We start from the raw sequence: 11835 nt of genomic DNA, 5'->3' as shown, positions 1-11835 counted from the left end.
TATATCAACGGTCCTGTGAGTAACATTGTCGTGATTTGTCACCGTCCAGCCCTTGCCTGTGCAAATTCCTCTGATGTTCTGGTGGCCTTGGGCAATCCTGCCTGTTCACCAAATCCCATGTTCTTCACGATGAATGACTCGAATGCGTCACCACCATCAGGATAGATCAAACGGGCTGCACCACCTTTGAAACGAACCATGTAATTCCTATCAACTCGGCTATCAGACTCCTTGGTCATTGGCGGTTGAATGCCAGCCTGATTGACACGTTTGGCCAAGTTGGGTCTGTACAACTCGACACGCTCCACCACGCTCCGGATTTGTTGGGCGGTCTTGGCTCTCATGTCATACAGTTCGGTTGCGCTGATGTCCGTTGGAAACCCTTTGAACTCGACAACCTTTGCAGCCCTACGGCTTTCAACAATCACGGCACGTTCCCTGTTCAGATGTTCGGCACGTTTGATGATCCATTGGAGTCGTTCATCGTGCTTTGCCAGCTTGGCTTTGATGGATGCCATGGGTGTAGAACCATCCAACTCCAATAGGTCACTTACCTTGGACTCGATCACCTGTCTTTCACCTTCAAGCTGTTGAAGCTCACCGTTGACTCTCTCAATCTGATTGTCAGTTCCACCATTGATGATAGTTTCAACGTCCACTTCTGTACGCATGAAGGTCAGGAAGGAATTTTCAAAATTCGTGTAATCCCAACTCTTGGATGTGCAGTTCCCATTCACGGTTTCGGAGCAATACAGGATTTTGGTATTGCGGTAGCGCTCCGTTACCTCTGGGTTCTTGCTCTTATAGGTGCCAAGCCGCCGCTGGTGCATCTTACCGCCACACTCGGAACAAAACGCCATTCCCGTAAAAAGGTTTGAATGTGTCTCACCCTTCCTACCTGTGGCGGCTGTCCTTCGGTTGTTCCTGATAGCCGCTGATGCGTTGTATTCGCCTTCCGTGATGATGACAGGGTAATATCCTTGTATCGGTTCCCCATCATTGGCCTTGCCTCTAGTGCCGACTTCATGGGTTCGAATTTTCATCTGGAATTCACCGAACACTGCACGGTTTTGCAGGATGGAATTCACCGACGAAACCGCCCACTGTTTTCTCGGGTTCTTGCTGGCCTTGCCGCCACCGTTGAACGGTTCGACACGCTCACGATTGAGCGTCTGTGTGATTTTGTGGATGCCAAGCCCGTCCATGGACATACGATAGATGCGCTGCACGATGGCGACACGTGACGGAATGAGAATGTAGGCGTCTCTGGTTTCGTTCAGGTACATCCAAGCCGGGCAAATCTTGGTCAGCTTTTTTCCACCGCTCCGGGCTTGGTCACGCTTGTTCTTCCAAGCCGCCACATTGCGCTTGCGCTTCGTCTCGGACTCTTCGTTGGCTCTGATGGCCGTGGCGACCAATAGGAACACGTCAGCCGGGTTAATGGGGTTCCGGTATTCCTTGCCCGTGTCCAGCGTGACAATCACGATATCAGCTTCCAGCAATTGGAAAATCACCATGGCCAGCGTCTTCAACGGCTCTTGACGGGACAGGCGGTCAACCGACTCCACAAGCAGATAGGAACCCGGTTCGATCTTGCCTGCCTTCACCGATGCGAGAAACCCGCCTAGTGAGCCTTCCGATAGATTCTTGCCACGGAATGCCGATATGCCTTCGTCTTTCAGGATGTTCTCGGGTGCAAGCTGTATGCCCTTCTGTTCGCACCACTTCCCGGCAAGCTCTGTCTGGCGACGATTGGAGTCACCATCAGCTTGGATGTCCGACGACCACCGGATGTACGAATAGGCAGAAGGAATTTTCATTATTGAAATCATGGGTTTGGCCCTTTCCATGCTCATTTAGTGAGCCGGTGAAGCCACGCAAGGTTTCACCTTGCTGCAAACGTACAACCCATGAACAGCGGCCCGTAAACGAAGAACGTCGTCCAGAAGCACGAGCGGCCGAAGGCGATCAGCCAGGCGAGCCTCAATCTCGGCTGCGCGACGAAGCGGCCGATATTGGCGAGCGGATTGGCCGGCCGTGTCTTGCCGGGCCGGATCGACGGGTTGTCGCCCAGCCGATAGGTCCAGAACAGCGCCAAGAGCGCCAGCGCGAACACCGCCACCGCACCATGCGCGGCATAGATGCCGAAGCGCGTGTAGAGGAAGATGCCGAGCGTCGGCCCACCGGTCCAGGCCAGCATCGACCACGCCATGCGCAGCGATTCGGCCTGCATGAAATCGGTCTTGCGGATGTGGTCCATGATGTAGAGGTTGAGCGTGATCGAAAGCGCGCTGGCGCCCATCACCCGGCACAGCATGCCCGCCAGTTGTCCGGCCAGCGTGTGGGTGACGAAGAACAGAGAGCCGATGGCGAGCAGGCAGGCGCCTGCCGTGTAGACCCAGCGCCGGGCAAAGCGGCGGATCAGCATCGGCATGAACAAGGTCACCGACAGGCCGAGCAACGCCACGATGGTGTAGAGAATCGAGACGATCTGCTCATTGTGCAGGATCTCGTAGGCCTGGATCGGGATCACGCTCGACACCGTGGCGCGGGCGAAGGATTCGACCGCGTAGAGCGAAGCGAAGGTGCGCGCATCCGCGGCCCTGAGGGCCGGGAGCCAGATCGGATGGCGCACATGGGTGGACATTGCTTCCCCAAAGCAGAATCACCGGTCAAATCTGCCTTGGTCGTTCCCGGACGATTAAGAGGAAACCGACGCATACGCCGTGAAAAGCGAAGTCGGTCAAAGACTTCCCGGCGCTGGCCTAAAGCGGCGCATGATCGGACGCCCTGGCTTCTTCTGTCCCGTCCAACCGTGATAGTCCTCAGGCGGGGCTGAATCAGATCGTGAGACCATGACCATCGATACGCCGACCGCACCCGTTCCGGAACCATCCAGGCGCATCGTCGCCATCGACATCGTGCGCGGCATCGCGCTGCTGGCCATGGCGAGCTACCATTTCACCTGGGACCTGGAATTCTTCGGCTACACCGATCCCGGCCTCACCGCCTTCGGCTGGTGGAAGATCTATGCGCGTTGCATCGCCTCGACCTTCCTGTTCCTGGTCGGCGTCAGCCTCTACCTCGCGCACGGCCGGCAAATCCGCTGGAACGGTTTCTGGAAACGTTTCGCCATGGTCGCCGGAGCGGCGATCGCCATTTCGGTGGTCACCCGCATCGCGACGCCAGACGGGTTCATCTTTTTCGGCATCCTGCACGAGATCGCGCTCGCCAGCCTGCTCGGCCTCGCCGTCCTTCGGCTGCCGGCCCTGCTGACGCTTGCCGTTGCCGCGCTTGTCATCGCCGCGCCCGTCTACCTGCGCTTCGAAGCCCTGGACCATCCCTGGCTGTGGTGGATCGGCCTTTCGGCGATCAATCCGCGATCCAACGACTATGTCCCGCTGTTTCCATGGTTCGGCGCGGTGCTTGTCGGCATCGGGACAGCGAAACTCGCTTCCGCAGCCGGCCTGCGTGCCCGCCTGGCGAGCCTCATGCCCGGCCGCTGGGCCAATCCGCTGGTCTTCATCGGCCGCCACAGCCTCGCCTTCTACCTGATCCACCAGCCGCTGCTGATCGGCTGCGTCTGGCTGTTCTCGCAAGTCATGCCGGCCCAGGTCGAAAGCCTGCAGGTCAATTTCCTGAAAACCTGCCAGCGCTCATGCGAGCAGACGCGCAACGCGACCTTCTGCACGAGCTATTGCAGTTGCATGCTGACGACGCTGGAGGGCGAAGCCGCGCTTGATCGGCTCGAGAACAACGACCAGACTGCGGAATTCCGGGCGCATCTGGGCGACCTGGCCGCCAGTTGCACCGCCCAGACCGAGGAAAAGATGGACGAGGGAGGAACGCAATGACCGAAACCCAGCCGAAGCCGGGTGTGATACCGTGGCCGCCGGTGATCTACGTCGCGGCGATCGCCATCAGCGTCATTCTCGGCCTGCTCTATCCCCTGCCCTGGATCGGCGACCTCCTGGGCGACCTGCTGTTCGCCGCCGGCTGGGTGGCACTGTTCGGCGTCGCCGCACTCTGGTTCACCGCCATCCGCACCATGATCCGGGCCCGGACGACGCTCAACCCCAACGCGGTGCCCGATCACCTCGTCACCACAGGCCCTTTCGGCATCACCCGCAACCCGATGTATCTCGCCAACACGCTGCTTTTGATCGGCGTCGCTTTCGTCACTGGGATCGTCTGGTTCCTGCCGCTGGCGTTCATCGCCGCTTTCGCCACGCAGAAGATCGCCATCGAGGGCGAGGAAAAGGTGCTGGCGGCGAAGTTCGGCAAGAAATACCGGGATTACGCCAAGCGCGTGCGGCGCTGGATCTGACAACGCTCAGGTGTTGACGCCGAGCTCCACCAGCCGCTCGACGCAGGACTCCTCGGCCTGGTCGAGTTCGGCCAGCGTCTCTTCGAGATCCCGGCGTTTCTGCCTGAGATCCTCGCGCTTTTCCTCGATGCGCTTGATCATCAGCTTGAGCTGCCCGACCTCGCCCGGCGGCTCCTTGTACATCTGGATGATTTCGCGGATTTCGTTGATCGAGAAACCGAGCCGCTTGCCGCGCATGATCTGTCGGATGAGATGGCGGTCGGACGGGCGAAACAGCCGCGTGCGGCCGCGCCGCACCGGTTGCACAAGCCCCTCATCCTCATAGAAGCGCAGCGTCCGCGTCGACACGTCGAATTCGCGGGTCAGTTCGGTGATCGAATAATATTCCCGCATTGTCACTCCAAGTCGGAATCCCGGACGATCGCCCGGCGGCATCGCCTTCTGTCCCGAACCAAACCCTTGCCCGTCGGAATCGACGCGGCACCCCGCACGAGCGTCGCACGGCATTTACGTAAAAGTCAATTGAGGCTGCTACCTCACCCCGAACCACCAGCTTGCAAGGCCGAGGAAGGCGAAAAACCCGACGCAGTCGGTGACGGTGGTGACGAAAACCGCCGACGCCACGGCCGGATCGATCTTGAACCGGTCGAGCATGAGCGGGATCAGGATGCCGGCAAGGGCGGCCGCGAACATGTTGATGATCATGGCCGCGCCGATGATCCCGCCCAGATTGGGATCGCGAAACCAGAGGGCGGCGACGATGCCGATCAGAACGGCAAAGACAACGCCGTTGATGAAGCCCACACCCATTTCGCGGCGGATGATGCGGGCGGCATTGTAGATATCGAGGTCCTTCGTCGCCAGCGCCCGCACGGTGACGGTCATGGTTTGCGAGCCGGCATTGCCGCCCATGCCGGCCACGATCGGCATCAGCACGGCGAGCGCCACGATCCGCTCGATCGTGTGGTCGAACAGGCCGATCACCGATGCCGCCAGGAATGCCGTGACAAGGTTGACCAGCAGCCAGGGAACGCGCGAACGCGAGGTTGCGAACACCGTGTCGGAGAGTTCCTCGTCGCCGACGCCGCCCATGCGCAGCAGATCTTCCTCGGCTTCCTGCTGGATGACGTCGACGACATCATCGATGGTCAACACGCCGACCAGCCGGTCGTTCTCATCGACGACGGCGGCCGACAAGAGGTCGTACTGCTCGAATTCCCGCGCCGCCTCTTCCTGGTCCATGGTGGCCGGGATGGCGTGCCGCGTCTCATGCATGACATCCTCGACCTTCACCGCGCGCTTGGTGCGCAGGATCTGGTCGAGGTCGATGGCGCCGACGAGCTTGAAGGTCGGGTCGATGACGAAGATCTGGCTGAAGCGGTCGGGAAGGTTCTTGTCCTCGCGCATGTAGTCGATCGTCTGGCCGATGGTCCAGAACGGCGGCACGGCGACGAACTCCGTCTGCATGCGCCGCCCGGCGGTCTCCTCCGGATAGTCGAGCGAGCGGCGCAGCCTGATCCGTTCGGTGAACGGCAGTTGCGACAGGATCTCGTCCTGGTCTTCCTTTTCGAGGTCTTCGAGAATGTAGACGGCGTCGTCGGAATCGAGTTCCTGCACCGCCTGCGCGATCTGCGCATTGGGCAGATGATCGACGATCTCCATGCGGATCGCCTCATCGACCTCGGTCAGCGCGGAAAAGTCGAAATCGGCGCCCAGCAGCTCGACCAGCGCCCGCCGCTGTTCGGGATGCAGCGCCTCGATCAGGTCGCCCAGTTCCGACTGGTGCAGATGTCGACTTCATGCTTGAGGGTGAGCGTATCGCGGTCGGCGATCGCGGCCCCGATCTGGGCAAGGAAGGACGGCAGGACCGCACCGCCCTCGCCGTAGATATCGGCGTGGGCCTCGTCAGCCGCCTTGGCGGAGATCGTCTGCTTGTCCTCCACCAGCGCCTCCCGCCATCCCGGACAAATTGTGTCTCAGGTCTAGAGCATCGGACCTTAAAGCGGAAACCGGTTTCGCGGAAATCCGATACATCTCGCCCGCGGACACGATTCGATTTGAGAACTTATCGCCCTAAGGCACGGAATATCAAACGAAACGCTGGCTCCACGCCACCCGGTACGCGCATCGCGCATGCTTGACCCGGCACTGCCTGCTCCATCAGGAACCGGCGCATCCCGGCTTCAGACGGCGCGACAGCCGATGTCGCTGGGGAAAGAGCACCCCGGCGCGATTGGGGCAGAATTGTCATGATACGGGTCCAGGCCTGAAGCCTGGCCTCGGAGTGCGGCACGATCAGCCCAGGACAAAAACGGCCCTTGAACAGCAAGCCCGGGAAAACGAGCAAGGCAATTGGCGACCGGCGGATGCGCATTGTCGTCGCCGAGCGCAATCCATTCGTCATATCGGCGCTGCGCGAAATGCTCGAATGCGACGGCCGCTTCGAATTGCTGGGCAGTGTGCACAGCGGCAAGCAATTCCTCGATCTTGCTGCCAAGGGCGGGTTCGACGTCGCAATCATCGGCTGGAAGCTCGCCGACATGGACGGCGCGGATGTGCTGGCCGAGGTCCAGAGCCGCAAGCTCGACGTGCGCATCACCGTCTTTTCCAACGACCACGACATCGGCATCCTGAAGCAATGCGTGCGGCTCGGCGCCCAGGGCTACTGTTTCCAGTTCGACGATCCGGCCATCATCTTCGACACGATCCTGGCGGTCGCGCACGGCCGCATCTGCATCCCCTATATCGACATCAACAAGGTCAATGACACGCCGCTCGCGCAGCTCACGGTGCGTGAACGCGAGCTGCTGGCGGTGCTTTCCGACGGCTGGACAAATCTGCAGATCGCCACGCGGACCGGCATTTCCGAGAACACGGTGAAGTACCACCTGAAGAATCTCTACGACAAGCTCGACGTCCGCAACCGGGCGATGGCTGTCGCGCTCTATGCGCGCGAAAGGCGCACCCAGAAGCAGCCTTTCGGGTAGGCCAACCGGGTAGTCCCGCCCCACCCGCGCGCGGCGAGATCTTACCCGCCAAGGTGTTGCTGGCTTTAGCCGTCGAAACGAAACTCCCCCCACCGCTTTGCTGGATCAGGAGGAGTTCGCATCATGGCCGGTTTCACCCATCTTTTCATTCCCGGGCCGACCAACATCCCCGAGCAGGTTCGGCAGGCGATGAACCTGCCGATGGAGGACATGCGCGCCGCGTCCTTCCCGGATCTCACCTTGCCGCTGTTCCAGGACATCAAACGCGTCTTCAAGAACGAGACCGGCCGCGTCTTCATCTACCCGTCCTCGGGCACCGGCGCCTGGGAAGCGGCGATGACCAATGTGCTCAGCCCCGGCGACCGCGTGCTGATGTCGCGCTTCGGCCAGTTCTCGCATCTGTGGGTCGACATGGCCGAACGCCTCGGCCTCGAGGTCGATGTCATCGACTGCGAATGGGGCACCGGCGTGCCACTCGAGCTCTATGCCGAGCGGCTTAAGGCGGACAAGGCGCACCGCATCAAGGCCGTGTTCTGCACGCAGAACGAGACGGCGACAGGCGTGACCAGCGATGTCGCCGGCTGCCGCGCCGCGCTCGACGATGCCAACCACCCTGCCCTGCTCTTCGTCGACGGCGTGTCGTCGATCGGCTCGATCGATTTCCGCCAGGAGGAATGGGGCGTCGACTGCGCCGTCAGCGGCTCGCAGAAGGGCTTCATGCTGCCCGCCGGCCTCGGCTTCCTCTCCGTCAGCAAGAAGGCGCTCGTGGCTTCGCGGACCTCCACCCACCGGCGCTGCTTCTTCTCCTTCGAGGACATGATCCGCGCCAACGATGCCGGCTATTTTCCTTATACGCCGGCGACGCAGCTGTTGCGCGGCCTGCGCGCCTCGCTCGACCTGATCGCGGAGGAAGGGCTGGACAACATCTTCGCCCGCCACCATCGCCTGGCCGAAGGCGTGCGCAAGGCGGTCGATGCCTGGGGCCTGAAGCTCTGTGCGAAAGCGCCGAAATGGCACTCCGATACGGTCAGCGCCATTCTGGTGCCGGAAGGCATCGACAGTGGCGACATCGTCAAGCGCGCCTACCGCACCTACCAGACCTCGCTGGGCGGCGGCCTCAACAAGGTGATGGGCAAGGTCTTCCGCATCGGCCATCTCGGCTGGCTGAACGAGGTGATGGTGCTCTCCTCGCTGTCAGCGGCCGAAATGGCGCTGCTCGATTGCGGCGTGCGGCTGTCGCCGGGTTCCGGCGTCGGCGCCGCCATCCAGCATTTCCGCGCCTCGGCCGCCGTGCCAGTCGCCGAAGCCGCTTGAGGGAGCGCACGATGAGCCACACCATCAACCATTTGAAGAAATTGCGGCTGCAGCGCAGCGAGCTGGCGGTTCCCGGCTCCAGCCCGGAGATGATCGAAAAGGCGGCCAACAGCGCCGCCGACTTCGTCTTCCTCGACATAGAGGACGCGGTCGCCCCGCCCGACAAGGAACGCGCCCGCAAGAACATCATCCAGGCGCTGAACGACATTGACTGGCGAGCCAAGGGCAAGACTGTCTCGGTGCGCATCAACGGCCTGGACACCCATTACATGTACCGCGACGTGGTCGACGTGATGGAACAGGCAGGCGACCGGCTGGACACCATCCTGGTGCCGAAAGTCGGCGTGCCGGCCGATCTCTACATGGTCGAGGCCATGGTCAACCAGATCGAGATGGCCAAGGGTTTCAAAACCCGTGTCGGCCTCGAAGCGCTGATCGAGACAGCGCTCGGTATGGCCAATGTCGAGGCGATCGCCGCCACGCCAGGCCGGCTGGAGGCCATGCATTTCGGTGTCGCCGACTACGCGGCGAGTTGCAAGGCGCGCACCGTCAACATTGGTGGCCTAAACCCCGACTATCCCGGCGACCAGTGGCATTTCGCCCTGTCGCGCATGACGGTTGCCTGCCGCGCCTATGGCCTGCGCGCCATTGACGGCCCGTTCGGCGATTTCTCCGACCCGGAAGGTTATATCGCCGGCGCCAGGCGCGCCGCGGCGCTCGGCATCGAAGGCAAATGGGCGATCCATCCCTCGCAGATCGCGCTCGCCAACGACGTGTTTTCGCCGCCCGAAAAAGAGGTCACGCGCGCCAGGCGGATTCTCGAAGTGCTCAGGGAAGCCGAGGCTCAGGGCAAGGGAGCCGCTGCCCTCGACGGCAAGATGATCGACGCCGCGTCGGAACGCATGGCGCGCAATGTTCTGGTGGTCAACGAAGCCATCGAACGCGCCGGCCAAACCGCCACGCATTGACTGTTCAGGGAGGACAAAAATGGACATCCACGAATATCAGGCCAAGGAACTGCTTGCCCGCCATGGCGTGCATGTGCCGCGCGGTGGGCTGGCCTACAGCCCAGAACAGGCCACCTACAGGGCGCGCGAGATCGGCGGCAGCAAATGGGTCTTGAAGGCGCAGGTGCACTCCGGCGCCCGCGGCAAGGCCGGCGGCATCAAGCTCTGCGCCAATGACGAGGAAATCTCCAACGCCGCCGAAGCCATGCTCGGCCGCAAGCTGGTGACCCAGCAGACCGGACCGCGCGGCAAGCTGATCTCCAGGCTCTACCTGGAGGAAGCCGTCGACATCGCCCAGGAGCTCTATGTCGGCTTCGTGCTCGACCGCAAGGAAGAGCGCGTCATGATCGTGGCCTCGGCCGCCGGCGGCATGGAGATCGAGGACATTGTCGAGAAGGAACCCAATTCCATCCTGCGCACATCGGTCGATCCCGGTGTCGGCATGCAGCGCTTCCAGGCGCGCGAGATCGCCTTCGGGCTCGGCCTCGACCACAACCTGATCGGCAAGGCCACCGAAACCATCTTCAGCTGCTACCAGGTGTTCCGCGACTACGACGCCTCGATGCTGGAGATCAACCCGCTGGTGGTGACGCGCGACGGCAATCTGATCGCGCTCGACGCAAAAATGTCGTTCGACGAGAACGCGCTGTTCCGGCGGCCGGAAATCTCCGAACTGCGCGACAAGAGCCAGGAAGACCCGCGCGAAACCTTCGCCAGCGACCGAGGCCTCTCCTATGTCGGCCTCGACGGCAATATTGGCTGCATCATCAATGGCGCGGGTCTGGCCATGGCGACCATGGACATGATCAAGATCGCCGGCGGCGAGCCGGCCAACTTCCTCGACATCGGCGGCGGCGCCTCGCCCGAGCGGGTGGCGAAATCCTTCCGCGCCGTGCTCGGCGACAAGAATGTCGAGACCATCCTTGTCAACATCTTCGCCGGCATCAACCGCTGCGACTGGGTCGCCGAAGGCGTGATCAAGGCGATACGCGAAGTCGGCGTCAACTTACCGCTGGTGGTGCGCCTATCCGGCACCAAGGCCGAGGAAGGCCGCCGCATCCTCGCCGATTCCGGCGAGGCGGTGACCGTTGCCGACACGCTGGCCGAAGCCGCCGAAAAAGCCGTCGCCGCCTGGCGCGCGGCCGCCAAGAAGAAAAAAGCAGCCTAGAGCCGGATAATTTCAGGTCGAATCGACCTGAAATCTGAATCCGTCTCTAAAATCAAACAGATAGAGCATGATGTCGTCCGAAAACCGCTTCACACTTTTCGGCATCATGCTCTAGGGAGGTCGAAAAAATGGCAATTCTGCTCAACCGCAGCACCCGGGTCATCGTCCAGGGTTTCACCGGCAAGATCGGCAGCTTCCACGCCGAGGACATGAAACGCTACGGCACCAAGCTGGTCGGCGGCGTCACCCCCGGCAAGGGCGGCCAGAAGCATCTCGGCCTGCCCGTCTTCAACACGGTCAAGGGCGCTGTGCGCGAGACTCGCGCCGAGGCGAGCATCGTCTTCGTGCCGCCGCCCTTTGCCGCCGATTCCATCATGGAGGCCGCGGACGCCGGCATCAAACTGTGCGTCTGCATCACCGACGGCATCCCCTCCCAGGACATGATGCAGGTCAAACGCTACATGCTGCGCTACCGCTACGAAGACCGCATGCGGCTGATCGGCCCGAACTGTGCCGGCATGATCACCCCGGGACAGGCGCTGATGGGTATCATGCCGGGCAGCATCTACCTGCCCGGCCGCGTCGGCATCGTCGGCCGATCCGGCACGCTCGGCTACGAGGCCGCCTCGCAGATGAAGGCGCTCGGCATCGGTGTGTCGACCAGCGTCGGCATCGGCGGCGACCCGATCAACGGCTCCTCGTTCAAGGACATGCTGAAACTGTTCGAGCAGGACGACGAGACCGACGCCGTGGTGATGATCGGCGAGATCGGCGGACCGCAGGAGGCCGAAGCCGCGATCTGGGCGCGCGACAACATGCGCAAGCCGCTGATCGCCTACATCGCCGGCCTCTCCGCCCCGAAAGGCCGCCGCATGGGCCACGCCGGCGCCATCATCTCGGCCTTCGGCGAGTCGGCGCAGGAGAAGGTCGAGATCCTGAAGGAGGCAGGCGTCATCATCGTGCCGACGCCGTCGTCCTTTGGCGAGGTGGTGGCCGATACGCTGGCGCGGATGAAGAAGGCGGCGTGACGGC

The 11835-nt window shown here is 62.0% G+C and carries 10 protein-coding genes and 1 pseudogene; 7 read left to right on the top strand and 4 right to left on the bottom strand.

Going from position 1 to position 11835, the window contains the following annotated elements; all coding sequences use genetic code 11:
• Positions 1-38: 38 nt before the first annotated feature.
• On the bottom strand, positions 39-1856 hold the full coding sequence (locus JG746_RS17240) for a recombinase family protein (protein WP_202359211.1): 1818 nt from the start codon (positions 1854-1856) through the stop codon (positions 39-41).
• A gap of 29 nt (positions 1857-1885) precedes the next feature.
• Complete coding sequence (locus JG746_RS17235) at positions 1886-2647, bottom strand: MFS transporter (RefSeq protein WP_244730843.1); 762 nt, start codon at positions 2645-2647, stop codon at positions 1886-1888.
• 208 nt (positions 2648-2855) lie between these two features.
• On the opposite strand from JG746_RS17235, the gene JG746_RS17230 reads away from it, so the two are divergent.
• The gene (locus JG746_RS17230; protein WP_202359210.1) at positions 2856-3854 is read left to right on the top strand and encodes a heparan-alpha-glucosaminide N-acetyltransferase; all 999 of its coding nucleotides are present in this window, start codon (positions 2856-2858) and stop codon (positions 3852-3854) included.
• Positions 3851-4327: a methyltransferase family protein gene (locus tag JG746_RS17225; protein ID WP_202359209.1), complete on the top strand. Its 477-nt coding sequence runs from the start codon at positions 3851-3853 to the stop codon at positions 4325-4327. The genes JG746_RS17230 and JG746_RS17225 overlap by 4 nt, the downstream gene beginning before the upstream one ends.
• Before the next feature lie 6 nt (positions 4328-4333).
• On the opposite strand, the gene JG746_RS17220 is transcribed toward JG746_RS17225, so the two are convergent.
• Positions 4334-4720 carry a MerR family transcriptional regulator gene (locus JG746_RS17220; RefSeq protein ID WP_006203215.1) on the bottom strand — a complete coding sequence of 129 codons (387 nt, stop codon included), beginning with the start codon at positions 4718-4720 and terminating at the stop codon, positions 4334-4336.
• A gap of 138 nt (positions 4721-4858) precedes the next feature.
• Positions 4859-6270 (bottom strand): annotated as a pseudogene (gene mgtE / locus JG746_RS17215) (magnesium transporter).
• A gap of 423 nt (positions 6271-6693) precedes the next feature.
• Between mgtE and JG746_RS17210 the strand changes: the two are divergent.
• The 5 genes from JG746_RS17210 to sucD all read left to right on the top strand — a co-directional run bounded on the left by JG746_RS17210 (position 6694) and on the right by sucD (position 11831).
• Entirely contained in the window at positions 6694-7314 is a 621-nt protein-coding gene (locus tag JG746_RS17210) for a response regulator transcription factor (protein ID WP_202359208.1), read from the top strand.
• A gap of 123 nt (positions 7315-7437) precedes the next feature.
• Entirely contained in the window at positions 7438-8628 is a 1191-nt protein-coding gene (locus JG746_RS17205) for an aminotransferase class V-fold PLP-dependent enzyme (protein ID WP_202359207.1), read from the top strand.
• 11 nt (positions 8629-8639) lie between these two features.
• Entirely contained in the window at positions 8640-9596 is a 957-nt protein-coding gene (locus tag JG746_RS17200; protein WP_202359206.1) for an HpcH/HpaI aldolase/citrate lyase family protein, read from the top strand.
• A 19-nt stretch (positions 9597-9615) separates the two neighbouring features.
• A complete protein-coding gene (locus JG746_RS17195) occupies positions 9616-10803 on the top strand; it encodes a malate--CoA ligase subunit beta (protein WP_202359205.1) in 1188 nt (395 codons plus the stop codon).
• A gap of 128 nt (positions 10804-10931) precedes the next feature.
• Entirely contained in the window at positions 10932-11831 is a 900-nt protein-coding gene (gene sucD, locus JG746_RS17190) for a succinate--CoA ligase subunit alpha (RefSeq protein ID WP_115144481.1), read from the top strand.
• The last annotated feature ends 4 nt before the right edge of the window (positions 11832-11835 follow it).

The organism is Mesorhizobium sp. 113-3-3 (genome assembly GCF_016756495.1).
In the GTDB taxonomy this organism is placed as follows: domain Bacteria; phylum Pseudomonadota; class Alphaproteobacteria; order Rhizobiales; family Rhizobiaceae; genus Mesorhizobium.
Note: the sequence above shows the minus strand (reverse complement) of the source record. Positions and strands in the feature narration are given on the sequence as shown.

Excerpts from the sequence above, each read along its gene's own strand:
- JG746_RS17205 (WP_202359207.1), top strand. The coding sequence starts at position 7,438 with ATGGCCGGTTTCACCCATCTTTTCATTCCCGGGCCGACCAACATCCCC.
- sucD (WP_115144481.1), top strand. The coding sequence starts at position 10,932 with ATGGCAATTCTGCTCAACCGCAGCACCCGGGTCATCGTCCAGGGTTTC.
- JG746_RS17230 (WP_202359210.1), top strand. The coding sequence starts at position 2,856 with ATGACCATCGATACGCCGACCGCACCCGTTCCGGAACCATCCAGGCGC.
- JG746_RS17210 (WP_202359208.1), top strand. The coding sequence starts at position 6,694 with ATGCGCATTGTCGTCGCCGAGCGCAATCCATTCGTCATATCGGCGCTG.
- JG746_RS17225 (WP_202359209.1), top strand. The coding sequence starts at position 3,851 with ATGACCGAAACCCAGCCGAAGCCGGGTGTGATACCGTGGCCGCCGGTG.
- JG746_RS17220 (WP_006203215.1), bottom strand. The coding sequence starts at position 4,720 with ATGCGGGAATATTATTCGATCACCGAACTGACCCGCGAATTCGACGTG.
- JG746_RS17240 (WP_202359211.1), bottom strand. The coding sequence starts at position 1,856 with ATGAGCATGGAAAGGGCCAAACCCATGATTTCAATAATGAAAATTCCT.
- JG746_RS17235 (WP_244730843.1), bottom strand. The coding sequence starts at position 2,647 with ATGTCCACCCATGTGCGCCATCCGATCTGGCTCCCGGCCCTCAGGGCC.
- JG746_RS17195 (WP_202359205.1), top strand. The coding sequence starts at position 9,616 with ATGGACATCCACGAATATCAGGCCAAGGAACTGCTTGCCCGCCATGGC.
- JG746_RS17200 (WP_202359206.1), top strand. The coding sequence starts at position 8,640 with ATGAGCCACACCATCAACCATTTGAAGAAATTGCGGCTGCAGCGCAGC.